Annotated in this window: 23 protein-coding genes and 1 tRNA gene; 4 read left to right on the top strand and 20 right to left on the bottom strand. The window is 68.3% G+C overall.

Going from position 1 to position 25,107, the window contains the following annotated elements; translation table 11 throughout:
- Nucleotides 1-7: 7 nt before the first annotated feature.
- The 4 genes from atpE to AB0M70_RS16100 form a co-directional block, all read right to left on the bottom strand.
- Complete coding sequence (atpE, locus tag AB0M70_RS16115) at nt 8-253, bottom strand: ATP synthase F0 subunit C (RefSeq protein WP_365820561.1); 246 nt, start codon at nt 251-253, stop codon at nt 8-10.
- A gap of 73 nt (nt 254-326) precedes the next feature.
- The gene (gene atpB, locus AB0M70_RS16110) at nt 327-1,097 is read right to left on the bottom strand and encodes a F0F1 ATP synthase subunit A (protein ID WP_365820694.1); all 771 of its coding nucleotides are present in this window, start codon (nt 1,095-1,097) and stop codon (nt 327-329) included.
- Nucleotides 1,098-1,373: 276 nt separating this feature from the next.
- Entirely contained in the window at nt 1,374-1,811 is a 438-nt protein-coding gene (locus AB0M70_RS16105; RefSeq protein ID WP_365820559.1) for a hypothetical protein, read from the bottom strand.
- A 260-nt stretch (nt 1,812-2,071) separates the two neighbouring features.
- On the bottom strand, nt 2,072-3,394 hold the full coding sequence (locus AB0M70_RS16100; protein ID WP_365820557.1) for an MraY family glycosyltransferase: 1,323 nt from the start codon (nt 3,392-3,394) through the stop codon (nt 2,072-2,074).
- 607 nt (nt 3,395-4,001) lie between these two features.
- Between AB0M70_RS16100 and AB0M70_RS16095 the strand changes: the two genes are divergently transcribed.
- Complete coding sequence (locus AB0M70_RS16095; RefSeq protein ID WP_365820555.1) at nt 4,002-4,394, top strand: hypothetical protein; 393 nt, start codon at nt 4,002-4,004, stop codon at nt 4,392-4,394.
- Between the two features lie 344 nt (nt 4,395-4,738).
- Nucleotides 4,739-5,095: a hypothetical protein gene (locus AB0M70_RS16090; protein ID WP_365820553.1), complete on the top strand. Its 357-nt coding sequence runs from the start codon at nt 4,739-4,741 to the stop codon at nt 5,093-5,095.
- 157 nt (nt 5,096-5,252) lie between these two features.
- Here the strand turns inward: AB0M70_RS16090 and glyA are convergent, their stop codons facing one another.
- From glyA to AB0M70_RS16015, 15 genes are all read right to left on the bottom strand, one after another.
- Nucleotides 5,253-6,518 carry a serine hydroxymethyltransferase gene (gene glyA, locus AB0M70_RS16085; RefSeq protein ID WP_365820551.1) on the bottom strand — a complete coding sequence of 422 codons (1,266 nt, stop codon included), beginning with the start codon at nt 6,516-6,518 and terminating at the stop codon, nt 5,253-5,255.
- A 99-nt stretch (nt 6,519-6,617) separates the two neighbouring features.
- Nucleotides 6,618-7,259, bottom strand: a complete 642-nt coding sequence (locus AB0M70_RS16080) for a protein-tyrosine-phosphatase (protein WP_363209286.1) — start codon at nt 7,257-7,259, stop codon at nt 6,618-6,620.
- Nucleotides 7,256-7,903, bottom strand: a complete 648-nt coding sequence (locus tag AB0M70_RS16075) for an L-threonylcarbamoyladenylate synthase (protein WP_363209285.1) — start codon at nt 7,901-7,903, stop codon at nt 7,256-7,258. Before AB0M70_RS16075 ends, AB0M70_RS16080 begins: the two co-directional genes overlap by 4 nt.
- A gap of 47 nt (nt 7,904-7,950) precedes the next feature.
- Nucleotides 7,951-8,796: a peptide chain release factor N(5)-glutamine methyltransferase gene (gene prmC / locus AB0M70_RS16070; RefSeq protein ID WP_361050016.1), complete on the bottom strand. Its 846-nt coding sequence runs from the start codon at nt 8,794-8,796 to the stop codon at nt 7,951-7,953.
- 35 nt (nt 8,797-8,831) lie between these two features.
- Nucleotides 8,832-9,908, bottom strand: a complete 1,077-nt coding sequence (gene prfA, locus AB0M70_RS16065) for a peptide chain release factor 1 (RefSeq protein ID WP_365820548.1) — start codon at nt 9,906-9,908, stop codon at nt 8,832-8,834.
- A gap of 135 nt (nt 9,909-10,043) precedes the next feature.
- Complete coding sequence (gene rpmE, locus AB0M70_RS16060) at nt 10,044-10,262, bottom strand: 50S ribosomal protein L31 (protein WP_363209283.1); 219 nt, start codon at nt 10,260-10,262, stop codon at nt 10,044-10,046.
- A gap of 150 nt (nt 10,263-10,412) precedes the next feature.
- The gene (locus AB0M70_RS16055) at nt 10,413-11,537 is read right to left on the bottom strand and encodes an LCP family protein (RefSeq protein ID WP_365820545.1); all 1,125 of its coding nucleotides are present in this window, start codon (nt 11,535-11,537) and stop codon (nt 10,413-10,415) included.
- A gap of 331 nt (nt 11,538-11,868) precedes the next feature.
- Entirely contained in the window at nt 11,869-13,932 is a 2,064-nt protein-coding gene (gene rho / locus AB0M70_RS16050) for a transcription termination factor Rho (RefSeq protein ID WP_365820543.1), read from the bottom strand.
- A gap of 372 nt (nt 13,933-14,304) precedes the next feature.
- Entirely contained in the window at nt 14,305-15,222 is a 918-nt protein-coding gene (gene thrB, locus AB0M70_RS16045; protein WP_363209280.1) for a homoserine kinase, read from the bottom strand.
- Between the two features lie 308 nt (nt 15,223-15,530).
- Complete coding sequence (gene thrC, locus AB0M70_RS16040; protein ID WP_363209279.1) at nt 15,531-16,589, bottom strand: threonine synthase; 1,059 nt, start codon at nt 16,587-16,589, stop codon at nt 15,531-15,533.
- A gap of 6 nt (nt 16,590-16,595) precedes the next feature.
- On the bottom strand, nt 16,596-17,888 hold the full coding sequence (locus tag AB0M70_RS16035) for a homoserine dehydrogenase (protein ID WP_365820540.1): 1,293 nt from the start codon (nt 17,886-17,888) through the stop codon (nt 16,596-16,598).
- 138 nt (nt 17,889-18,026) lie between these two features.
- A complete protein-coding gene (gene lysA, locus AB0M70_RS16030) occupies nt 18,027-19,418 on the bottom strand; it encodes a diaminopimelate decarboxylase (protein WP_365820538.1) in 1,392 nt (463 codons plus the stop codon).
- Complete coding sequence (locus AB0M70_RS16025) at nt 19,415-19,537, bottom strand: hypothetical protein (protein WP_365820536.1); 123 nt, start codon at nt 19,535-19,537, stop codon at nt 19,415-19,417. Before AB0M70_RS16025 ends, lysA begins: the two co-directional genes overlap by 4 nt.
- Before the next feature lie 11 nt (nt 19,538-19,548).
- On the bottom strand, nt 19,549-20,709 hold the full coding sequence (gene nrtL, locus AB0M70_RS16020) for an ArgS-related anticodon-binding protein NrtL (RefSeq protein ID WP_365820534.1): 1,161 nt from the start codon (nt 20,707-20,709) through the stop codon (nt 19,549-19,551).
- 131 nt (nt 20,710-20,840) lie between these two features.
- Nucleotides 20,841-21,359: a response regulator gene (locus tag AB0M70_RS16015; RefSeq protein ID WP_365820532.1), complete on the bottom strand. Its 519-nt coding sequence runs from the start codon at nt 21,357-21,359 to the stop codon at nt 20,841-20,843.
- Between the two features lie 187 nt (nt 21,360-21,546).
- On the opposite strand from AB0M70_RS16015, the gene AB0M70_RS16010 reads away from it, so the two are divergent.
- Nucleotides 21,547-21,618 (top strand) — tRNA-Arg (locus tag AB0M70_RS16010).
- 358 nt (nt 21,619-21,976) lie between these two features.
- Entirely contained in the window at nt 21,977-22,555 is a 579-nt protein-coding gene (locus AB0M70_RS16005; RefSeq protein WP_365820530.1) for a dihydrofolate reductase family protein, read from the top strand.
- On the opposite strand, the gene secD is transcribed toward AB0M70_RS16005, so the two are convergent.
- The gene (gene secD, locus AB0M70_RS16000; protein WP_365820528.1) at nt 22,527-24,899 is read right to left on the bottom strand and encodes a protein translocase subunit SecD; all 2,373 of its coding nucleotides are present in this window, start codon (nt 24,897-24,899) and stop codon (nt 22,527-22,529) included. The two genes, AB0M70_RS16005 and secD, sit on opposite strands and share 29 nt — an antisense overlap.
- Nucleotides 24,900-25,107: the final 208 nt, after the last annotated feature.

Genomic DNA, 25,107 nt, shown 5'->3' with positions numbered 1-25,107 from the left:
TTGGCGATCAGGAGCCGTAGACGAACGGCATGACGATGCCGATGAGGGCGAGCGCCTCACAGAAGGCGAAACCGAGGATCTGGTTGGCACGGATCAGACCAGCGGCTTCGGGCTGACGGGCCAGGGCCTCGGTGCCCTTACCGAAGACGATGCCAACACCGATGCCGGGGCCGATCGCGGCGAGACCGTAACCGATGGAGCCGAGGGCCTTGAGGTCACCGGTGACGGCGGCGAGTTCGAGAGTCGCGGACATGCCGTTACTTCCTTCTCTTTCATGGACCGGTGGGGGTTGGCCACCGGGCGCTTAGGGGGTTTTGCGGAGGGGCTCAGTGGTGCTCGGCGAGAGCGCCCTGAATGTACGAGCAGGCAAGCAGCACGAAGACGTACGCCTGAACCGCCTGCACGAAGAGTTCGAAGAGGATCATGCCGATCGTCATCGCGAAGGAGACACCGGCGGCGGGGATCATCCAGCTGTTCAGCAGGTACCAGGAGGCGACGGTGAACATCACCAGCATCAGGTGACCGGCGAACATGTTGGCGAAGAGTCGCACCGCGTGCGTGAAGGGACGCACGAGCAGGTTCGAGAAGAACTCGATGAACGACACGAGCCACTTGATCGGGCCCAGCGAGTTGTCGTAGCCGGTGATGTTCTTCCAACCGCCGACGAAGCCGTGCTTCTTGAAGGTGAGCGGTACCCAGATCAGGTAGACGATGACCGCAAGAACCACCGGGTACGCGAAGATCGACGCGACCGGGAACTGGGCCAGCGGGATCACCGACCAGATGTTCATGATCCAGATGAAGAAGAACAGCGACACCATGAGCGGGACGTACTTCTCGCCGTCCTTCTTGCCCATCGTCTCGTAGACGATCCCGCGGCGCACGAAGTCGTAGCCGGCTTCGCCCACCATCTGCAGCTTGCCCGGGACGACCTTGGCCTTGCCGAACGCCGCGTAGAAGAAGGTGACAACGATGAGCGTGGCCAGCAAGGCAAGCAGCATCACCTTGTTGAACTCGAACCCACCGACGGTGAAGATCGGCTGGAAGAGGAACGAATGCAGGCCCGGCGCGGGGAAGCCACAGCCGTTGTCGGACATGATCCGACAGCTCCACTCAAAGGCGAGCTCAGTTTGGTCAGCACTCACCGCGGGCTCCTTCGGCGTGACGCATAGGTACGGCAACCTCGTTGTCGTGTCGGCGCGGCGCGCAGCCGCGGTTCGGCACCAGACTGGTGTTTCGGATGTGGGCGCGGCGTCCAGGCATCGAGCCTCGCGATCGTGCAGGCGTCAGCTCAGATGCCCGCGCCGGCAGTGCCGCAGTTGGCACCGGACGATAGCAGCATCTCGAACGCGCATTTATCCCGGCCCTACCCTTCACGTCGAGGACCCCGACTTCTCCGGCTTGTCGTTCTGCGCGGAGTCGGGTTCAACGTAAAGGATCTTGGCCTTCATGTGCGCACGAGCCTGTGAGGCCATCCATGCGATGGTCGCCACGACGAGCGCGAGGGCGAAGGTCTTCGGATTGAAGAGCGTGGTGTCCTTGAACAGGCCCATGAAGATGAGAAGCAGCAGAAGCTGGGCGACGTAGAGCATCAAGCCCATCGCCTGGAACAACTGCGGAAGCGATTTCGCAGTCCGTTGCAGCACGAACATTCCGAGCCCCATGAAGGCGATGACCACCGCGGTGCCGACGACTGCGCCGAGAGCCCCCTTGCCACCCGCGACCACACCAGTCACCACGGCGACGATCGCACCGGCGGCAGCAGTGGGTACGGCGGATTGCAGGAGAGTTCGGGTGTCTTGAGACGGCATGGCGGCGCTCCGCTTACTGATGGGGGCAGGGTGTCGTCATGGACGAGCGTAGTCCGGGGTCGAGAGTGTCCCTCGGGCCAATGGACCGTCGCACTACGGTCCTTCGGCTCTATCCCCTGGTTTCGTGAACGGTATCACAAACTATTTGATGAGGTCTTTACCTGCTAGGTGTGCTCGCCGTCACACATGAGAGTTAATCCGCGCGTATGTGCACGCGGCGCGGCAACTTGTCTGGTATTGGGCGAGTTTGCCAGCCGCCGTCAACTCGACGACTCGGCCTTGTGCCGATCCTCGAAGTGTGAGCGGGTGCCAACTGCCGTCGCTCCGTTGACGCCCGATGCGACCGGAGGGCTGTCCTCCGATGCTGCGTCCGTCACATCCGTCCCGTCCGCCGCGGTGTCCGTCACGGCGCCCTTGCGCCGCCGGTAGCGCGGCGGAACAAAGGACTCCGCCCAGCGCGGGATGTGCGGCCTGAAGCGCGGCAGCATCAGCAGGACGAGGCCCACCGCGCTCAGGGCGACGATGACGAGCAGGATCCACATGCTGGCCGAGTGGACCGAGTAGGCCACCGTGCCGAAGCCGATCAGCGCCGACCAGAAGTACATGATCAGCACCGCGCGGCTGTGGGAGTGGCCGATCTCGAGGAGACGGTGGTGCAGGTGTCCGCGGTCGGCGGCGAACGGCGACTTGCCGTTCCACGTACGCCGCACGATCGCGAGAACCAGGTCGGCGAACGGGATGGCGATGATCGTCAGCGGCATCAGGAGCGGGATGAAGACCGGAAGCATCGCGTGCGTCGCGTCGCGGGTGCCCCCGAAGTTCAGGCTCAGGGCGTCACCGTCGATCTGCCCCGTGGCGGAGATCGCGCCCGCCGCGAGGACCAGGCCGATCAGCATCGAGCCCGAGTCCCCCATGAAGATCCGGGCGGGATGGAGGTTGTGCGGCAGGAAGCCCAGGCACATGCCCATCAGGATCGCGGCGAAGAGCGTGGCGGGGGCCGCGGCCTCGATGCCGTAGCCGTACCAGATGCGGTAGGCGTAGAGGAAGAACGCGGTGGCCGCGATGCAGACCATGCCCGCGGCGAGGCCGTCGAGGCCGTCCACGAAGTTCACGGCGTTGATGGTGATGACGACGAGCGCGACCGTCAGGAGCGTGCCCTGGCCCTGGTCGAGGAGGACCATGCCGTAGCCGGGGACCGGGATCCACAGGATCGTCAGGCCCTGGAGGACCATGACACCCGCGGCGATCATCTGGCCGCCCAGCTTGATCAGGGCGTCGATCTCGAACTTGTCGTCCAGGACACCGATCAGCCAGATCAGCGCGGCGCCGGAGAGCAGCGCGCGCGGTTCGTTGGACCGCTCGAAGACGTCGTTCAGATTCGGCAGGTGGTCGGCGACGAGGAGTCCGGCGCACAACCCGAAGAACATCGCGATACCGCCGAGCCGGGGCGTTGGCTCCCGGTGCACGTCGCGGGCGCGGATCTCCGGCATGGCGCCGGCCACGATCGCGAACTTCCGCACCGGGCCGGTCAGCAGGTAAGTCACCGCGGCCGTGATGCAGAGCGTAAGGAGGTATTCACGCACGGGCTTCCCCACAGGTATCGCTGGCCATCTCAGCCCCACACCCTAGCTTCGTGAGCCAGGCGGTCGCGCCGGCTCGCAGTCTGGATACGCCTACATCTCCGTCGTCAGAAGGTAGCTGACGGCCAAGGCGCTCGCTCACCCCACATCGTGCCAGTACCTGCTCCCATAACTCCTGACAGCGGAGCATGCGCTCGACGCCGCCCGCCTGAGTTGACACGACGAAGCACGCAGGAGCCCGCCCCCGAGCTCCGGGGCCCGATTGCCCCGCACGTTGCAGCCCTGTCCAGAGTTTGCAGTCGCGGCCCGACACGCCCGAAGCGCTCGGTGAAACTCGCCAACCTCCCTGGCGACTCTTCTTCTGCACAACCGGAACAGCCATGCGCACAAGTCCTCCACCTGCTCAGCAGCGGGTGAAGTTGCCGCACATGATCAAGTCACGGGTCGCCCCACAAGGTCGATTCAAGACATTGATCAAGAGATTTAGTCGTCAACTAGCAAAATCGCATTGATTAACTTTGTGCGTGCGCGATAGAAATATCGAGCAAACGGGGGTCGACGAAGTTCGAAACAACATGTCGATGCCTTCTCTGATGACCTAAGGAGAAGAATGCACAAGGCAATAGGCGCCGCTGTGACAACAGCGGTGATCGCAGGTTCCTTGGGGATCGCAGTCCCGGCTTCCGCCGATTCAAGCACCAGCACACGATCTGTCGCGCAGGAAAATCAGGATTCCGGCAAGAGTGGGACCGACGCCGGAGTTCAGCGGCTGCGGTGCGGCGGCACGATCAAGCGACTCTCGGCCGGCCCGGGCCCGTTGGGAAACAAGCGCTGGGACATCTACTACAAGAACTGCGGCAGCAGCAGCGTGAAGCGCAAGGTCGACATCAAGTTGGGGCGCGACCTTCCCTGCAAGACAATCAAGGCCAACAAGACGAAGAAGTGGCACTACGAAACGGGCTACTTCGGCCCTGACAGCCCCCGCAAGGTGACGAAGTGCTAGCAAAACAGCTCGTCTTCTAGCGAATGAGTCCGGCTTGGATTTGCATCCAGATTCCAAATTCCAAGCCGGACTTGCACTTCCCCCGACGCGTCATTGATCGTTCGGCAGCCCCGTTCGGCGTACTGGGTCGTTCGTAAGCACGGTGGGCGGCAACGGTCGGCGTCCACGCGGAAGCGGGACCACGGGGGAGGTGCCGAGCCACCATCGTTGTCCGACAGGACCACTCCGCCATCGGCGATCTTGCATAGCCATATTCGCTGATGCGCGACAGAAATCGTGAGCAATCGGGAGTCGCCACGCCATGACCAGGCGTCGGCACTCTCGTCGATTTACGGGGAGAAATAATGCGCAAGTTCGTAGGGACCACTCTCGCCGCAGCTGTCCTGATGGGGACGCTGGGTATGTCTGGTACTGCTGTCGCCGCACCGCAGTCCGGTACGCCGACCACCGCTTCAGAGAGTGCCTCTGGGGACGTGGAGGCCCAGCGACGTAAGTGCGTATCACCGAAGAAGTGGTACAACAAGCGCTTCAACCGAATGGTGCGGGTCAAGAACTCCTGCGGATACAAGGTCTGTTTCTCGGTGACCATGGCGGCTTCGAGGGATCCCGAGTTCGCGATCGGAGCTCGCAAGACCGAGGACTTCCGCTACGGCGGGATCGCTTGGACGAAGGGGACCGGCCTCAAGCGCGTCTCGTGCTGATGAGACGGCCGACGCCTTCTCGGTAGGTTCTCAGGTTCTGCGCCAACGTATTTCGCTGGCGCCAAGCCTCTTCTGGATGTGCTCAACGCACGCATCGAGATGCGAAGTGGTGGTCCAGTCCGATTTCCGGGCTGGACCACCTTTTCCATTTTCCCACTCAGTACGGCGGAAATCTGCCCACCAGTTCTCGCACTTCCTCTCGTACTTTCGAGTCGCTCGCCGCTGTGGACGGGTCACGCACCGCATCGGCCAGGAGCCCGGCGATGCGCACCATCTCCGCGTCGCCCATGCCCTGCGTGCTGACGGCCGCGGTGCCGAGGCGCAGGCCGCGTCCGTCGGCGTACGGCAGGGCGCAGGTGTCCAGGACCAGACCGTGGGCGGCGAGTCTGCCGCGGGCGGTGTGCGCGTCGACGCCCAGGGGCGCGGGGTCGGCCAGGATCAGGTGCGTGTCCGTTCCGCCCGTGGTGAGCGTGCAGCCCGCGACGGCCAGCGCCTGGGCGAGGGTCCGCGCGTTGGCGACGACCCGGTGGGCGTACGCGGTGAAGGCCGGGGTTGCCGCCTCGCCGAAGGCGACCGCCTTGGCGGCGATCGTGTGCATCTGGGCGCCGCCCTGCGTGAAGGGGAACACCGCGCGGTCGATGCGGGAGGCAAGGGCGGAGTCGCACAGGATCAGGCCGCCGCGTGGGCCGCGGAGCACCTTGTGGGTCGTGGCGCAGACGACGTCGGCGTACGGCACGGGGCTGGGGGCCGCTCCGCCGGCGATCAGGCCGATCGGGTGGGCGGCGTCGGCGATGAGGTACGCGCCGACGTCGTCGGCGATGTCGCGGAACGCCGCGTAGTCGATGTGCCGGGGGTAGGCGATGGAGCCGCAGACGATCGCCTTCGGGCGGTGCGTACGGGCGAGGGTTCTGACCTCGTCGTAGTCGATGAGGCCGCTCTCCGCGTCGACGCCGTATCCCACGAAGTCGAACCAGCGGCCCGAGAAGTTCGCGGGCGAGCCGTGCGTGAGGTGGCCGCCGTACGGCAGGCCCATGGCGAGGACGGTGTCGCCGGGGCGCAGCAGCGCGGCGTACGCGGCGAGGACCGCGGAGGAGCCGGAGTGCGGCTGCACGTTGGCGTGCTCGGCGCCGAAGAGGGCCTTGGCGCGGTCGACGGCGATGCGTTCGGCGACGTCCACCAGCTCGCAGCCGCCGTGGTGACGGGCGCCGGGATAGCCCTCGGCGTACTTGTTGGCGAGCGGTGAGCCAAGGGCGGCGAGCACCGCCGGCGAGGTGAAGTTCTCCGCGGCGATGAGCTGGAGGCCGGACGCCTGCCGGTCCTGCTCGGCGAGGAGGACCTCCGCCATCTGGGGGTCCGCGCGGCGCAGCGCGTCGAAGTCAGCGGGCGCCGTCGGGGCGGCGGTGGGTGCGGTGCTGACCGGCATCTTGGGCTCCGGGCCTCGCGAGGGGTGCGGGTCCCTCCAATGTAGGCCCGCCACACGGTGCCCGCGCGGCGTCGCGCGACCAGGGGCGCAGAGAAAGGTTTAAGCCTTGGCCCGCACGCCCGTCAGCGCCGTCACCACCGGGTCGAGCGCCTCGTTGATCTCGTCGCCCACCGAGCGGAAGAACGGCAGCGGCGCCCCGTAGGGGTCGTACACCTCGTCCGCCTCGGCCGTGGGCGCCAGGAGCCATCCCCGCAGTGCCGCGGCGGCCCGCACGAGGGCCCTGGCCCGCTCCACCACTCCCCCGTCGGGGTGCGGCAGCGTCGCCGGGTCTATGGCCCGCACGAGCCGCGTGAACTCCTTGAGCGTGAACGTGCGGAGCCCCGCCGAGTGGCCCATCGAGATGACCTGCGCCCGGTGGTCCCGGGTGGCCGTCAGGACGAGGTCGGCGCGGATGACGTGCTCGTCGAGGAGCTCGCGCCCCTTGAAGCCGGAGGCGTCCGCGCCGAAGTCGGCGAGCACCGCCTCCGCGTTGGTCTCCATGGGGGCGCCCTCGTGCCCCCAGGTGCCCGCGCTCTCCACGATCAGGCCGCCGGTGAAGGGATCGCCCAGGCGGTCGGCCAGGGCATGCCTGGTCAGCCGCTCAGTGATCGGCGAGCGGCACACATTGCCGGTGCTGACGTGGAGGATGCGGAACGAATCGGGATAAGCCGCTATGCCACGCCCCGTCTCAGGGGCTGTCAATTCGCCACCTCGAGGTCGGGTACCACCTTGCGGAGCTCCTCCGCGGTCAGGGCGCCCGCGCGCAGCAGCACCGGCACCTGCCCGGTGACGTCCACGATCGAGGAGGGGACGATGCCCGGCGTCGGGCCGCCGTCCAGGTACACGGAGACGGAGTCGCCGAGCATCTCCTGCGCGGCGTCGCAGTCCTCGGGGGACGGGTGTCCCGTGAGGTTCGCCGAGGAGACCGCCATGGGGCCGACCTCGGTGAGCAGTTCGATGGCGACGGGGTGCAGCGGCATCCGGATCGCGACGGTCCCACGGGTGTCCCCGAGGTCCCACTGGAGCGAGGGCTGCTGCTTGGCGACCAGGGTCAGGGCCCCGGGCCAGAAGGCGTCGACGAGCTCCCAGGCCGACTCGGAGAAGTCGGTGACCAGGCCGTGCAGCGTGTTCGGGGAGCCGATGAGGACAGGCGTGGGCATGTTGCGGCCACGGCCCTTGGCGTCGAGCAGGTCGGCGCAGGCCTCCGGCGTGAAGGCGTCGGCACCGATCCCGTAGACGGTGTCGGTGGGCAGGACGACCAGCTCGCCACGGCGGACGGCCGACGCGGCCTCGCGCAGACCGGTCGTACGGTCGGTCGCGTCATTGGTGTCGTATCGCCGTGCCATCTAGCGGGCCTCCTCGTACACGTACTGCTGGCTTGAAGTGGTGGGGTTCACGGCATCGCCTTGCGGGCGGTCGCGAACCTCGGCCTGTTGTTGAGGTCGGGGTGATCGGCCGCGTCGGCCCAGCCCCGCTCCTCGGTGAAGATCCACGGCACCTGGCCGCCCTGGGTGTCCGCGTGCTCGATGACGACGACACCGCCGGGCCGCAGCAGCCGGTGGGCGGTGCGTTCGATGCCGCGGATCAGGTCGAGGCCGTCCTCGCCGGAGAAGAGCGAAAGCTCCGGGTCGTAGTCACGGGCTTCCGGAGCGACGTACTCCCACTCGGTGAGCGGGATGTACGGGGGGTTCGAGATGAGGAGGTCGACCTGGCCGTCGAGCTCCGGCAGGGCGTCACGCGCGTCGCCCTGGGAGAGCTTGACCCTGGACCCCTCGACGTTCTTCCGCGTCCACTTCAGGGCGTCCTCGGAGAGCTCCACGGCGTGCACGCGCGAGCGCGGGACCTCCTGCGCCATGGCCAGGGCGATGGCCCCGGAACCCGTGCAGAGGTCGACGATGAGCGGCTCGACGACGTCCATCGCGCGCACCGCGTCTATGGCCCATCCCACGACGGACTCGGTCTCGGGCCGCGGCACGAAGACACCGGGCCCGACCTGCAGTTCGAGGTAGCGGAAGAACGCGCGCCCGGTGATGTGCTGGAGCGGCTCGCGGGCCTCACGGCGCGCGATCGTCTCCCAGTAGCGGGCGTCGAAGTCCGAGTCCTTGACGGAGTGCAGCTCGCCCCGCTTCACGCCGTGCACGAAGGCCGCGAGCTCCTCCGCGTCGTTGCGCGGCGAGGGCACGCCGGCGTCGGCCAGCCGCTGGGTGGCCTGAGCCACTTCCGCGAGCAGCAGGTTCACGCTGGTCCTCCGGGGGCAGTGCGGTTGTCGGGTGCTTACGCGGCCGCGAGCTTGGCTGCGGAGTCCGCGTCGACGCAGGCCTGGATGACCGCGTCGAGGTCTCCGTCGAGCACCTGGTCCAAGTTGTACGCCTTGAAGCCGACGCGGTGGTCCGAGATGCGGTTTTCCGGGAAGTTGTACGTCCGGATCTTCTCGGAGCGGTCGACGGTGCGGACCTGGCTGCGACGGGCGTCCGCGGCCTTGCTCTCCGCTTCCTCCTGAGCCGCGGCGAGGAGCCTGGAGCGCAGGATACGCATCGCCTGCTCCTTGTTCTGCAGCTGGCTCTTCTCGTTCTGGCAGGAGGCCACGACGCCGGTGGGCAGGTGCGTGATGCGCACCGCGGAGTCGGTCGTGTTGACGGACTGGCCGCCGGGGCCCGACGAGCGGTAGACGTCGATGCGCAGGTCGTTCGCGTGGATCTCGACGTCGACCTCCTCGGCCTCCGGCGTCACGAGGACACCGGCCGCGGAGGTGTGGATCCGGCCCTGGGACTCGGTGGAGGGCACCCGCTGCACGCGGTGCACGCCGCCCTCGTACTTCAGGCGCGCCCAGACGCCCTGGCCGGGCTCGGTCGCGCCGTTGCCGCCCTTGGTCTTCACGGCGACCTGGACGTCCTTGTAGCCGCCCAGCTCGGACTCGGTGGCGTCGATGATCTCGGTCTTCCAGCCCACGCGCTCCGCGTACCGCAGATACATGCGCAGGAGGTCGCCGGCGAAGAGCGCCGACTCGTCGCCGCCCGCGCCCGCCTTGACCTCGAGGATGACGTCCTTGTCGTCGCTGGGGTCGCGGGGCACCAGGAGGAGCCGCAGCTTCTCGGTGATCTCCTCGCGCTGCTTGTCCAGCTCCTTGACCTCCGCGGCGAACTCCGGGTCCTCCGCGGCCAGTTCACGGGCCGTCGCGATGTCGTCGCCGGTCTGCTTCCAGGCACGGTACGTCGAGACGATCGGGGTCAGCTCGGCGTAGCGCTTGTTGAGCTTGCGCGCGTTGGCCTGGTCGGCGTGGACCGAGGGGTCCGCGAGCTTCGTCTCCAGATCGGCGTGCTCGCCGATCAGTTCCTCGACCGCCTCGAACATCGGGGTCTCCTGAGTTTTCTACGCGAAGGTGCCGCGCAAGGGTTCTACGCGAAGGTGGCTGCTGCGATCAGACGGCAAAGCGCCGGTCCCAACCGCCCCCTCCCGGGGGCGGCCGAAGACCGGCGCAGTGGCTCGCTACTTGTTGGCTGCAGCCTTGCCGAAGCGGGCCTCGAAGCGGGCCACGCGGCCACCGGTGTCGAGGATCTTCTGCTTGCCCGTGTAGAACGGGTGGCACTCGGAGCAGACCTCGGCACGGACGGTGCCGCTGGAGATCGTGCTGCGGGTGGTGAACTCCGCGCCGCAGGTGCAGCTGACCTGGGTCTCGAAGTACTCGGGGTGGATGTCGCGCTTCAAGGTGTCTCCTAGTTTCGGGAGGGCGCCGGGTCGTACGCGCGGATTGCTCGTACGTGAACCGGGGCCGACGTACCAGTCTGCCAGGACGGGTCGCATCTGCCCAAACCGGGGTGGGCGCTGTTCTATTCCCTGCGGCCTGCCGAGGGCGTTCTACTTGCTGGTCACGACGTCGCTCGCGTCGCCCTTGTCGCCCGCGGACTTCTCGGTGGCGGACCTGGGAATGGGCTTGTCGGCCTTGAGCGCGTCCCAGACCTGCTGGTCGGCCTTCTGAAGGGGCAGGACGCGGTTGGGGTCCGCCGGGTCGTACTGGATGGGCATCGTGACCATCTTCATGTCGCCCGCGCCGATGCCCTTGAGGCCGCCCGCGAAGCCCGCGAGGCTCTTGACGTCGTTCAGGTCGGAGTCGGTGGTGATGGCGCTGGTCGCGTCGTTCGCCAGGTCGTACAGCTTCTTCGGGTTGCTGAAGACGCCGACGTCCTTGACCTGGTTGATCAGGGCCTTGATGAAGGCCTGCTGCAGCTGGATGCGGCCGAGGTCGCTGCCGTCGCCGACGCCGTGCCGGGTGCGGACCAGGCCGAGGGCCTGCTCACCGGTGAGCTGGTGGGTGCCGGCCTTCAGGTTGAGGTGGCTGTCCTTGTCGTTGATCGCCTTCTTGGTGGTGATCTCGACGCCACCGAGGGTGTTGATGAGCTTCTTGAAGCCGGAGAAGTCCACTTCGACGTAGTGGTCCATCCGGATGCCGGACATCTTCTCCACGGTCTTGACGGCGCAGGCGGGTCCCCCGACCTCGTACGCCGTGTTGAACATCTGCCGCTGTCCGCCCGGGTCCGTCTTGCCGTCGTCCGTCTTGCACTCGGGGCGGGATATGAGGGTGTCGCGGGGTATGGAGACGACGCTGGCCGTCTTGTGGCCCTTGTTCACGTGCACGACCATCGCCGTGTCGGAGCGGGCGGCGCCCTCGTCCTTGCCGTACTTGGCGTTGTCGCCGGAGCGGGAGTCCGAGCCGAGGACGAGGATGTCCTGCGAGCCGTTGTCGACGTTCTGCGGGCGGTCCGTGCCGAGCGCCGCGTTGATGTCGACGCCCTTGATGTTGCCGTTGAGCTTGAAGTACACGAAGCCGAGGCCCGCACCGCCGATGACGACCACCGAGGCCGCGGTCCACGCGGTGACGACGAGGACCTTGCTGCGCTTCTCGCGCGGCTTGCGACGCCGACCGCCGCCGCCTCGGGCGCGCTTCGGTGCCGTATCCGCCGCGGGTGCGCTCTCGTCGGTCATGTGCTCCTCAGTCCTCGTCGGGTCGGTTACCCCCTGCTTTCAGGGTTCAGGCGTGGTCTGGCGTCACTAGTCAGACGTGGAAACCGAAAGAAGGGTTGCACAGCGATTTGTGAGCGCCCCGGCGCGCACTTGTGACGCATCGTGCACTCCTTTGCCACCCTTATGGCCTCTCACCAGCGGTTTCTCCAGCCGCGGGGCTACTGCCCGTGACCATAAGGATCTCTTAGACGTGTGGCCAAGGTCATTACGCGCTCCTCACGCGCCCCCTGCGACACAAAAGGGCCGCCCCCGTCGGATGACGGGGGCGGCCCTTCTTGCGATGCCGCGGGGACTAGTCGTTGCCGTTGCCCGGCGTCGGGGTCGTCTTCGCGATCTGCATGAGGAACTCGGCGTTCGACTTCGTCTGCTTCATCTTGTCGAGAAGCAGCTCGATGGCCTGCTGCGAGTCGAGCGCGTGCAGCACCCGGCGCAGCTTCCAGACGATCGCGAGCTCTTCGCTGTTGAGCAGGATCTCTTCCTTGCGGGTGGAGGACGCGTCGACGTCCACCGCCGGGAAGATGCGCTTGTCGGAGAGCTTCCGGTCGAGCTTGAGCTCCATGTTGCCGGTGCCCTTGAACTCCTCGAAGATCACCTCGTCCATGCGCGAACCGGTGTCGACGAGCGCGGTGGCGAGGATGGTCAGCGAGCCGCCGTCCTCGATGTTGCGCGCCGCACCGAAGAAGCGCTTCGGCGGGTAGAGCGCGGTCGAGTCGACACCACCGGACAGGATGCGGCCGGAGGCCGGGGCCGCCAGGTTGTACGCACGGCCCAGGCGGGTGATCGAGTCGAGGAGCACGACCACGTCGTGGCCCAGCTCCACGAGGCGCTTGGCGCGCTCGATGGCCAGCTCGGCGACCGTGGTGTGGTCCTCGGCGGGACGGTCGAAGGTCGAGGAGATGACCTCGCCCTTCACCGACCGCTGCATGTCGGTGACCTCTTCCGGACGCTCGTCGACCAGGACGACCATCAGGTGGCACTCGGGGCTGTTCGTGGTGATCGCGTTGGCGACCGCCTGCATGATCATGGTCTTGCCGGTCTTCGGCGGAGCCACGATCAGACCGCGCTGGCCCTTACCGATCGGCGACACGAGGTCGATGATGCGGGTGGTGAGCACGCCCGGGTCGGTCTCCAGGCGGAGCCGGTCCTGCGGGTAAAGGGGCGTCAGCTTGTTGAACTCCGGCCGCCCGCGCCCGGATTCGGCCGCCATGCCGTTGGCCGAGTCGAGGCGGACGAGCGCGTTGAACTTCTCGCGGCGCTCGCCGTCCTTGGGCTGACGGACGGCGCCGGTGATGTGGTCACCCTTGCGCAGACCGTTCTTGCGGACCTGGGCGAGCGACACGTACACGTCGTTCGGACCCGGGAGGTAGCCCGACGTACGGATGAACGCGTAGTTGTCGAGGATGTCCAGGATGCCCGCGACGGGGATCAGTACGTCGTCGTCGGCGACCTGCGGCTCGCTCGCGCCGCCGAACTCGTCGCGGCCACGACGGCCACGGCGGTCGCGGTAACGCCCGCGGCGGCCACGACGGCCACCCGCCTCGTCGTCGAAGTCGTCCTGCGGTCCGTTGTCGCGCTGGTCCCGCTGCTGACGGTCCTGGCGGTCGCCGCGGTCCTGGCGGTCCTGACGGCCGCCGCCCTGCTGACGGTTGCCGCCCTGGCCCTGCTGCTCGTCGCCCTTGTTGCCACGGCGGTCGCGGTCGCGGCCACGGCCCTGGCGGTCACGGCGCTCACGGCGGCCGTCGTTGTCACCGGAGCCGTCGCCCTTGGCCTCGGCCGGCGCGTCCGTCCTGGCCTCGCTCTTGGCGTCGTTCTTCGGCTCGCTCTTCGCCTCGGCGGTGACCGTCTCGGGGCTGCCCGCGTCGGCGGTGGCACGGCGACGGCGGCGCTCGCCCTTGTCGGCACCCGCGGGCTGGCCCGGGATGTCGATCTGCTGCTGGGCGGCGTCATCGGCCTTGGCCGGCTGCTCGGCCTTGTCGGCCTTGCTCGCCTTGGCGGCCTTGTCCGAGCCCGTCGCGTTCGCTGCGGTGTCCTCGCCCGTCCGGGCCTTCGAGGTGGCGCGGCGCTTGGGCTTCGTCTCGGTGTCCGCGGACGAGGCGGGCGCGGCGCTCTTGGCGGAGGCTCCGCCTCCGGCCTGCGCCTCCTTGATGACCTCGATCAGCTGGCTCTTGCGCATCCGCGCGGTGCCCTTGATACCGAGGCCGGATGCGACCTGCTGCAGTTCCGCCAGCACCATGCCATCGAGGCCGGTGCCGCGGCGCCGCCGGGACCCGGCCGAAGCACCGGTGGCAGGCGCCGCAGAGGCGTCCGTGGCGGGCGTGTCGGCAGTCACGCCCATCAGATCGGTGGTGTCGCTCACGAAGGGTCCTTCCCTGGAGCGGACGTCGGCCTGTCTGGCTCGGCGACCGGTTGTGCTGTCCGGAGGTCCTTTGGTGTGTGGACCGTGCCGGGGCGGTGGTCCGCCAACGCGCGGCGGAAGAATTCACTGGTGATGGCGAGTCCCGGTGAGGTGCCACTGAGGTGCGGTGTCACTCGGCTCGGTCACGCCGGTTCCGGAGCGTGCTCGGCACCGCTCAGTGCGAGGCACAGAGCAGTTTGGGAGGCTCCCGGAAGGATGGATGTCCCGGACGGGGACACGAAGCACCTCGCCATGGTGGGGTCGGGTGCAGACTTGAGGTTAACACTACCGGATCCAACAAACATTCCCCCTCTTCTAACCGGCTAACGGGTGTCAGGGCGCAAGCGGCAACACGCTCGCGCCGGACGCGTCGAGCGCCAGGCGATTGGCCGCCCAGCCCTCGCCGGCAAGGCGTGCGACCTTGTCCGCCGCACTCTCGTCGGCCAGCGCGAGGACCGTGGGTCCCGCGCCGGAGATCATCGCCGGGACACCGTCCGCGCGCAGGCGCTCGACCAGGGCGGCGCTCTCGGGCATGGCGGGTGCGCGGTAGTCCTGGTGGAGCCGGTCCTCGGTCGCGGGGAGCAGCAGCTCGGGGCGCCTGGTCAGGGCCTCTACGAGCAGTGCGGCCCGGCCCGCGTTGGCGGCGGCGTCGACGTGCGGGACGGTGCGCGGGAGCAGTCCGCGCGCGGTCTCGGTCAGGACGGGCTTTCCCGGTACGAACACCACCGGAACGACGGAGTCCGCGGGGTCCATCCTGATCGCCCGCGCCGCTCCCCCCTCCATCCAGGAGAGCGTGAAACCGCCGAGCAGACAGGCGGCGACGTTGTCGGGGTGGCCCTCGATCTCGGTGGCGAGTTCGAGCAGCGCGTTGTCGTCGAGCCGGGCGTCGCCGCCTATCGTGACGGCGCGCGCGGCGACGATGCCGGCGCAGATGGCGGCGGACGAGGAGCCGAGGCCCCGGCCGTGCGGAATGCGGTTGGCGCAGACGATTTCAAGACCGCGCGGCTGTCCGCCGAGCAGGTCGAAGGCGGTGCGCAGGGAACGCACCAGCAGATGCGACTCGTCGCGTGGGAGCGTCTCGCTGCCCTCACCTGCGATGTCGATGTTCAGTCCGGTGTCGGCCACCCGTACGACGACGTCGTCGTACAGACCCAGCGACAGGCCGAGGGCGTCGAAGCCCGGGCCGAGGTTGGCGCTGGTGGCGGGGACGCGCACCCGGACGGCGGCGGCGCGGAACGCGGGACCGGCCATCGCTCGATGACTCTCCTTGAGCTGCGATCTTTTGAGGACTTGCCACGTGATGAGGCACTACCCGAAGGCCGCTCTGCGGCAGCACCGCGGCATATGCGGCGGGGCGGGTTCGGTACAGCCTATCGAAGGAAGGTTCTGTGGCGACATAGGGCGCACAGGAGGCGCACGATGCGTGTCGTAAGCCCCCTGTGCACCCCCTATGCGGAGTTGCGGGTTTTCCAGGCGGTTATGCCCGCCGTCAGACTGCGGTTATCCCGGACCGGGACGGTTATGCCAGATCCGGGACGCTCGCGCCAGACCGGATTCGGCTACGCCAGACCCAGACGCTCGGCCGCGGCCGCCGAGTCGACCGGCACCGTGACCGGCTGCGGTGCGCCGGCGACGGCCCAGTCCGGGTCCTTGAGGCCGTTCCCGGTGACGGTGCAGACGATGCGCTGCCCCTTGTCGACCTTGCCCTGCTCGGCCGCCTTCAGCAGACCGGCGACGGAAGCGGCCGACGCCGGCTCGACGAAGACACCCTCCTGGGACGCCAACAGCTTGTAGGCGCGCAGGATCTCACGGTCCGTCACCTCGTCGATGAAGCCGTCAGACTCATCGCGCGCGTCGAGGGCGTACTGCCACGACGCGGGGTTGCCGATGCGAATCGCGGTGGCGATGGTCGACGGGTCCTTGACGATCTCGCCGCGCACGATGGGCGCGGAACCGGAGGCCTGGAAGCCCCACATACGAGGAGTGCGCGTCGAGATCGAGTCGGCGGCGTACTCCTTGTAGCCCTTCCAGTAGGCCGTGATGTTGCCCGCGTTGCCCACCGGGAGCACGTGGATGTCGGGGGCGTCGCCGAGCGCGTCGACGATCTCGAACGAGGCGGTCTTCTGGCCCTCGATGCGGAACGGGTTGACCGAATTGACCAGCGCCACCGGGTAGTTCTCGGAGAGGGCGCGGGCGAGGTTCAGGCAGTCGTCGAAGTTGCCGTCGACCTGGAGGATCTTCGAGCCGTAGACGAGCGCCTGGCCCATCTTGCCGAGCGCGATCTTGCCCTGCGGCACCAGGACGGCGCAGACCATCCCGGCGCGTACGGCATAGGCGGCGGCCGAGGCCGACGTGTTGCCGGTGGAGGCGCAGATGACGGCCTTGGCGCCCTCCTCCTTGGCCTTCGTGATCGCCATCGTCATGCCGCGGTCCTTGAAGGACCCGGTCGGGTTGGCGCCCTCGACCTTGAGATGCACCTCGCAGCCCGTGCGCTCGGAGAGCACCTGCGCGGGCACGAGCGGCGTGCCGCCCTCGCGGAGCGTCACGACCGGCGTCGTGTCGGAGACGGGAAGACGATCCCGGTACTCCTCGATGATTCCGCGCCATTGGTGGGTCATTGCTGCCTACTCCCCTTCAACCCGCATGATGCTGGCGACACCACGCACGGTGTCGAGATTCCGCAGCGCCTCGACGGTGCCGGTGAGGGCGGCGTCGGGCGCGCGGTGGGTGACGACGACGAGGGAGGCCTCGCCGTCCTTGCCCGTCTGACGGACCGTATCGATCGATACGCCGTGCTCGGCGAAGACCGTCGCGACCTGGGCGAGGACACCCGGCTTGTCGGCTACGTCGAGGCTGATGTGATAGCGCGTGACGACCTCGCCCATGGAACTCACGGGCAGCTGGGTGTACGCGGACTCGCCGGGCCCGGTGGCCTCGCCGAGCTTGTTGCGGCAGACGGCGACGAGGTCGCCGAGGACGGCCGACGCGGTGGGGGCGCCGCCCGCGCCGGGCCCGTAGAACATGAGCTGACCCGCGGCCTCCGCTTCCACGAACACGGCGTTGTACGCCTCGCGGACCGACGCCAGCGGGTGGCTGAGCGGAATCATCGCGGGGTGCACGCGCGCGGTGACGGACCCGCCGTCGGCGGCGCGCTCGCAGATGGCGAGCAGCTTGATGGTGCAGCCCATGCGCTTCGCGGACGCGAAGTCGGCGGCGGTCACCTCGGACATGCCCTCGCGGTAGACGTCGTCGAGACGCACGCGCGTGTGGAAGGCGATACCGGCGAGGATCGCGGCCTTGGCGGCGGCGTCGAAGCCCTCGACGTCGGCGGTCGGATCGGCTTCCGCGTACCCGAGCGCGGTGGCTTCGTCGAGGGCTTCCTGGTAGCCCGCCCCCGTCGTGTCCATGGCGTCGAGGATGAAGTTGGTCGTGCCGTTCACGATGCCGAGGACGCGGTTGACCTTGTCGCCGACGAGGGACTCGCGCAGCGGCCGGATCAGCGGAATGGCACCGGCGACGGCGGCCTCGTAGTACAGGTCCCGCCCGTGCTCCTCGGCGGCGGCGTGCAGCGCGGCGCCGTCCTGCGCGATGAGCGCCTTGTTGGCGGAGACGACGGACGCACCGTGCTCGAAAGCGGTGGTGATGAGGGTCTTCGCGGGCTCGATGCCGCCGATGACCTCGACGATGACGTCGATGTCCCCGCGTTTGACCAGCGCGGTCGCGTCGGTGGTGATGAGAGAAGGATCGATTCCCTCACGCACCTTCGAGGGGCGACGGACGGCGACCCCGGCGAGCTCCACCGGGGCGCCGATCCTGGCCGTGAGGTCGTCGGCGTGCGTCGTCATGATGCGCGCCACCTCTGAGCCGACAACCCCACAGCCCAGCAGCGCCACCTTCAGCGGACGCGTACGCATCATCCGACCTCACTTCTCATACATCTACAGTGGGACCAGTCTCGCCCACCCAATCGCGGTTTCCGTCCACGGTCCGGATGGTGAGACATCTATTTCACTGGCCGATACTCTGCCAGACGTTCTTCCTCGGCCGGTATTTCCTCAGCCGACATCCAGACGCAGAAGATCTTCCTCCGTCTCGCGCCGGACGATGACCCGCGCCTCGCCGTCCCGCACGGCGACGACCGGCGGGCGCAGGGCGTGGTTGTAGTTGCTCGCCATGGAACGGCAGTACGCGCCTGTCGCGGGCACGGCGATCAGGTCGCCCGGGGCGAGGTCCGCCGGAAGGAACGCGTCCTTCACCACGATGTCCCCGCTCTCGCAGTGCTTGCCGACGACGCGCACGAGCATGGGCTCCGCGTCGGACTCACGCGAGACGAGCGCGACGCTGTACTCGGCGTCGTAGAGCGCCGTACGGATGTTGTCGGACATGCCGCCGTCGACGGAGACGTACGTACGCAGTCCTTCGAGGGGCTTGACGGTGCCGACCTCGTACAGGGTGAAGGCGGTGGGCCCGACGATGGCGCGGCCGGGCTCGACGGAGATGCGGGGAGTGCGGAGGTTCGCGGCCTCGCACTCGCGCGTGACGATCTCGCTCAGCGCCTTGGCGATCTCGTGCGGCTCGCGGGGGTCGTCCTCGGAGGTGTAGGCGATGCCGAGGCCACCGCCGAGGTCGATCTCGGGAAGCTCGACGCCGTGCTCGTCCCGCACCTCGGCGAGCAACTGGACGACGCGCCGCGCGCTGACCTCGAACCCGGCCATGTCGAAGATCTGCGACCCGATGTGCGAGTGCACGCCGATGAGCTCGAGCCCGTCGAGCTGCAGGGCCCTGCGCACGGCTTCGGCGGCCTGCCCCCCGGCGAGGGCGATGCCGAACTTCTGGTCCTCGTGGGCCGTGGCGATGAATTCATGCGTGTGCGCCTCGACGCCGACCGTCACGCGGATCTGCACGCGCTGGCGGACGCCGAGCCGGTCGGCGATGTGCGCGACGCGCACGATCTCCTGGAAGGAGTCGAGCACGATGCGTCCGACACCGGCGGAGATGGCCCGCTCGATCTCGTCTTCGGTCTTGTTGTTGCCGTGGAAGGCGATGCGATCGGCGGGCATGCCCGCGGCGAGGGCGGTGGCGAGCTCACCACCACTGCACACATCGAGGTTGAGCCCCTCCTCGTGCAGCCACCTCACGACGGCCCGCGAGAGGAAGGCCTTCCCGGCGTAGAAGACGTCGGCGTCCGTGCCGAAGGCGCCGCGCCAGGCGTGGCAGCGGGCGCGGAAGTCGGCCTCGTCGAGGAAGTAGGCGGGGGTGCCGAACTCCTCGGCGAGCCGGGTCACCTCGATGCCGCCGACGGTGACGACACCGTCGGCGCCGCGCCCGACGGTCTGAGACCAGACCTTCGGGTCGAGGGAGTTCAGGTCGTCGGCCGGGGCGGTGTAATGCCCTTCGGGCAGCACGTCGGCGTGGCGGGGCCCGGCGGGGTGTGCGGAACGGCTCATGTCGCGGTCGTCTCTCTCACTTCGGTCACGTGGGGCGCGGCGGGGGTGGCGGACGCTTCGTTGCTGTGGCGCGCGTCGGCCGCTGCGTCGATGTCCGTCACGTCAGTCACGTCGGTCACGTCTCTACGTGTCACAAGTACTCGGGGGCACTGATGCCGAGCAGGGACAGGCCGCCTGCGAGCACCGTCCCGGCGGCTTCGGCGAGCGCGAGCCGGGCGCGGTGGGCGGCCAAGGGTTTCTCGTCACCGAGCGGCAGGACATCGGGCTGAAAGGCGAGGAAGGCATCAGCGATGACGACGAGATGCCGGGCAAGCCGATCGGGCGCACGGTGCCGGGCGGCCGCGGCGAGGATGCGGGGCTGGTCGACCAACGCGTCGAGCAGCTCCCACGCCTCCGGCCCGGCTATGTCCCCGGGCTCGGCACGGAAACCGAGGGCGGCGGCGTTGCGGCTGAGGGCGCGGGCGCGGGAGTGGGCGTACCGCACACGGAAGAGGGGATTGCTCGCCCGCTGGACCAGATGCTCTTCACCCATGCGGGGCCGATCGTGCGCGGCGGAACTGAGGAGGGCCCAGCGGGTGGCGTCGGGGCCCAGGGGGGTGAGGGGCGCGGGGTGGGGGCGGAGGATCTCGGCGTGCGCGGATGGCTTCTCGTAGGCGTCGATGTGTACGCCGAGTGCGTCGGCCGCCGTCCAGGTGGGGCCGGGGGCTCCGTCGCGGGGGGCTTCGTCACCGGGGGCTTCGTCGCAGGTGAGGCGGACGGGGGTGCCCTGGGTGCGGAGGATGCGGCGGAGGGAGTCGGCGAGGACGGCGGCGCGGGGTTCGCGGGGGAAGTGGAGGGTGAGGGGGGTGGTGCGTCCCTCCGCTGGGCCGGGGGGACGGTGGCCGTAGCGGGCGCCGCTGTCGAGGACGTCACGCACGAGGGCGACGCTGCCCGATCGGTGGGTGCGGGGGCCACCGTGATCGAGGGTGATGTTGAGGAACCCGGGCCCGGTGATGTCGATGGCCGCGATGCCGGGCTCCATGGCGAGCCGCGGGGAGAGCACCTCGGCGACTTGCCGGGGCGTACGTCCGGCGGCGCGGGCGATCTGCAGGGCGACGTTGGTGGCGTAATCCCCACACCCACCGGGCCGGGGCCGCTCGACGAGAACCCGCAAGGGGGCGCCGCCACCGACCTCACCAGGGCCACCGACCTCACCAGGGCCACTGAGCTCGCCGAGGCCACTGAGCTCGCCGTCGTCGACGGCGCGACGCATGGCGCGCAGCACGGTGCGGGAGAGCTCGACGGGGGTCACGGGTCAAGCGTATGGGAGGAGGGGGGTGGGGACGCGACCTGGTTTACCTGATGGTCCGGGATGTGGACGGGGGGCGGGCTGGGAGCCGAAGGTGGTGGGGGTCAGGCAGAGAGGGCCGAACCGGATCGACCTCAACCGCCGGGGCGGCCGGCGCGCTCGGCTTCGCCGGCGGCAGCACCAAACTCCCCGCTGAGCGACCCACCACCGCCGGCGGACCCGCCACGGCGGCCGTTCTCCATCAACTGACGTACGATGCCCAGGAGTTCAGACGGCTCGAAGGGCTTGGCAAGGAAGGCGTCGACGCCGACCTCGAGCCCGCTCTCCACCTCGTACTGAGTACAGGCGCTGACGATGACGACGGGCAGATCGCGGGTCCGCGGATCGGACCGAAGGCGAGCGGCGGTACGCAGCCCGTCGAGGCGGGGCATCACCACGTCGAGCGTGACGACATCGGGTCTGACCTGGTCGACCACATCCAGGCACTCGGCACCATCAGCCGCGGTCACGACCTCGAAGCCCTCCAGCTCGAGGTTGACCCTGATCAGCTGCCGGATGACCTTGTTGTCGTCCACAACAAGCACGCGGCCTGACACGCCTGACACAACTCGAGAGTAGGTCCGCGCCCACCACCGCGTCCGGGTTTTCCCCACTTCCGCCCCGCACGGGGGATCGCGCGGCGAAGCCGGCGGTGACCCGCGGCGAAGCCGGCGGTGACCTCTGGGACGCAGGGTGCGGATGCGCCCGCCCTCACGGCCACGGAGTGCGGAAATACCTGTTCATGGGGAGCCGTTAGGAGCTGGTAGGGTTCTACACGTCGCCGCGCAAACCGGCCGACGCGCCCCCGTAGCTCAGGGGATAGAGCAACGGCCTCCGGAGCCGTGTGCGCAGGTTCGAATCCTGCCGGGGGCACCTTGTAGGAGGTGCCCAAGACCCCGTCATCAGCGGAAACGCTGAGGGTGGGGTCTTCGCGTATGTGCGGGCGGATCGGCAGGGCGGTGGCTGTCATGGTCCGGGGAGAGCGATTCGCGTCACCAGCTACACGCAGCTGATTCCCACCGGGCCTCCCCCAGCCTTGTGCGCTGATGGGATCTTTTTGAGTCCTGGTGATGCCGCGCTCGTCGCCCAGGCTTTGTTGCGCGCCGGTGCGCGAGGGTGTCGCGTAGGGCGGTTCGGTTGGGGCGATTAGTTTTGTTGTGGCGATTAGTTTTGTTGTAGGGGGCGGTCTGTATGGGTGAACTGTCGGTCCGACTGGGATTTGGGGATCATCATGGCCGTTACCTACACCTTTGACGTCTTCTCCAGCCTTGATGGCTTCGGGGGCGCCGGTGGTGACTGGACCGGGTACTGGGGCAAGCAAGGGCCCGAGCTTCTCGATCATCGCCTTGGTCTTTATCGCGAGGATCAGCGGATGGTCTTCGGGGCACATACGTATCGGGCTTTCTCCCAGATGCTGGCCGCCAGTACCGAGGAGTCCGAGGTGCGTGATCCGTGGGTCACGCGGATGATCAATCTGCCGGCGACGGTGGTGTCCACCACCTTGAAAGAGCCTCTCGACTGGGCGGATGCGACCGTCGCGAGCGGTGACGCCGTCGAGGTCGTCGCTCGGCTCAAGGAAGAGTCCGCCGTGCCGTTGCGCTCGCACGGCAGCCTGTCGATGAACCGGGCGTTGATGGCGGCCGGCCTGGTTGATCGGGTCCAGGTCACGCTCTTTCCCGTGATCACCGGGCGGAGCGGGCTGGATCCGATCTTCCAGGGTGCGGACGACTTCGATCTCGAGTTGATCGAAAGCCGTGTGCTCGACGGTCGTACTCACGAGCTCATTTATCGGCCCTCCGTGCACGGCTGAGGGTTTCTAGTTCTATGGCCAGGGGCGTGGCCGTGAACATTGAGGAGTAGGTGCCCACCGCCAGGCCGATCAGGAGCGCCAGGGCGAAGTCCGTCAGAGGGGCGCCTCCCAGCGTTGCCAGCGCCGTGAGGATGAATGCTGCGCCCATTCCCGTGTTGATGGTTCTGGGGAGGGTTTGCAGTAGCGCCTTGTTGGTGACTTGGGGGTAGGGGGTTGCGGTTGCGGTAGCGCGTTGGGTAGCGCTAGCGCGTTGGGTTGCGGTAGCGCTAGCGCGTGGGGTTGCGGTAGCGCGTGGGGGCTTTTTTGTTAGTTCTCTTATTCTGTCGAACACCACCACCGAGTCGTTTACCGAATAGCCGATCACCGTCAAGAGCGCGGCCAGAAAGATTCCGTCTATCGGTTTGCCAAGCCACGCGAAGATGCCGACGAGGATGACCACGTCGTGTGCCAGGGCCGCGACTGCGGCGGTTCCCAGGAGCCAGCGGAATCTTGCCGCCAGGTACGCGAGTTGTGCGGCCAGGGCCACTCCGAGGGCGATCAGGGCGCCCTGGCGTAGTTCCTTGCCGAGGCTGGGGCCGATTGATTCGTCTCGGAGTTTTGTGGGTGCTTCGTCTGTCAGGGTGCCGATCGTGGTGGTGATCTCCTCTGCCTGGGCGTTCGTCAGGGTGTGGGTGCGGATGGCGAGGTGATGGGTGGGGGTGCTGGGGGCGTTTGTTGTTTGGACCACCGTCTCTGGGAAGCCTGACTGCGCTAGGGCCTCTCGGGCTTTCTCTGGGGCGATGTGGGTGTCGGTGGCGTACTCGATTACGCGGCCGCCCGTGAATTCGATGCCGAAGTTCAGGCCCTGTGTGGCGATTCCGGTGATCGCCAGGAGCAGCGCGGCCGCGGAAGCCGCCAGCCATCTGCGGGGGTGGCGCATCAAGTTGGGGTTAGCGCGCGTCAGGCGGGCTCGGATCGTGCCGATGCCCGCGATGCCCGTCAGGGCGGGGCGGCGGCGTACGGCTGGGCGTGCCGCGGCATGGTCGGCCAAGGCGCGCGTGATGACCAGGGCGCTGAACATCGAGGCCAGGACGCCGATGCCCAGCGTGACGCCGAAGCCTCGTACCGGGCCTGATGCAAGGAAGAAGAGAAGCCCTGCGGCGATGAGCGTGGTGATGTTGGAGTCCGCGATCGCGCTGAACGCGTTGCGGAATCCTGCGGTCAGGGTGGACCGGGGTGTGGGGCGGTCCCGGGCCGCGTACTCCTCGCGGGCGCGTTCGAAGACGAGGACGTTGGCGTCGACCGCCATGCCGATGGCCAGCACGAAGCCGGCGAGGCCGGGGAGCGTGAGGGTGGCGCCGAGTGCGGCGAGGGTGGCGTAGGAGATCAGGCCGTAGGCAGCCAGGGCCACGGTGGCGAGGGCGCCCATGAGTCGGTAGACGGCGATGATGAAGAGTCCGGTCAGCGTGGTGCCGATGGCTGCCGCCCAGATGCTGGCCGTGATGGCCTGCGCGCCGAGGCTGGCGCCCACCGTGCGCTGCTCGATGATCTCCACCGGTACGGGGAGGGCGCCTCCGCTGATCAGCAGGGCCAGCTCGCGGGCCTCGCTGTCGCTGAACGAGCCCGTGATCTGCGTCGAGCCGCCGCTGATGCCGGATCCGCAGGTGACCGAGGGGTCCACCTGGGGCGAGGAGATGATCTTGCCGTCCAGGACGATGGCGACCCTGCGGGCCGGGTCGCCCGCCGGGTGGCAGGCGGCTTCGCCCGTCAGGCGGGCCCAGGCGTCGCGCCCTGGTCCTTTGAAGTCGACGGTTACGTGCCAGCCGGCGCCTGCCTGCTGGTCGAAGCGGTTGGTGGCCTTCTCGACCTGCTCGCCCGTGAGTGAGGCTGCCTCCAGGTGCAGGGGCGTGCCTGATTCGTCGGTCAGGGTTTGCTGGTGGGGGTGGGAGGGGGGTGTGGGTGACGCTGGGGGTGACGTTGGGGGTGAGGAGGGTGTGGGCGTGGGGTGGTGTGGGGTGTCGAGGGTTTCTTTTGCTGTGCCGGTCACTTGGTGGAAGGTGAGTTCGGCTGTGCGGCCGAGCATGTCCGCCGCCTTGGCCGGGTCCTGGGCGCCGGGCAGTTCTACGACGATCCGGTTGTCCCCGGAGCGGGCGATGGTTGGCTCGGCGACACCGAGCGCGTCGATACGGCCGCGCAGCACCTCCACGGTGCGGTCCGTGGCCTCCTTGTCCGTCTCGGAGGAGGCGGTGGAGGTGGAAGCAGAGGTGGAGGTGGGGCGGGTTTCCAGGACTAGTTGTGTGCCGCCGCGTAGGTCGAGCCCCAGGTGGACGGGCACGGTCAGGGCTACGTAGAGGGACAGGGCCACTGCGGCCAGGGCTAGTAGGGCTCTGATGAGTTGGGGACGAGGGCGAGGGCGGGGGCGGGGGCGGGGGCGGTTGGTTTTGGCTGATCGGCGCGGGGTGGGGGCGCGTAGGGACTTATTTGCGTCTGCGCTCGGGGGATGGTTCGCGTCGGGGCGCGGGGGTGGGTGGTGCACAGTGGGCCTCCGGCAGGCATGCCGCGGCCAGGGCAGT

Origin of the sequence: Streptomyces sp. NPDC051214 (genome assembly GCF_040682375.1) — a bacterium.
GTDB lineage: Bacteria > Actinomycetota > Actinomycetes > Streptomycetales > Streptomycetaceae > Streptomyces.
This window is presented reverse-complemented; position numbering and strand designations above follow the sequence as displayed.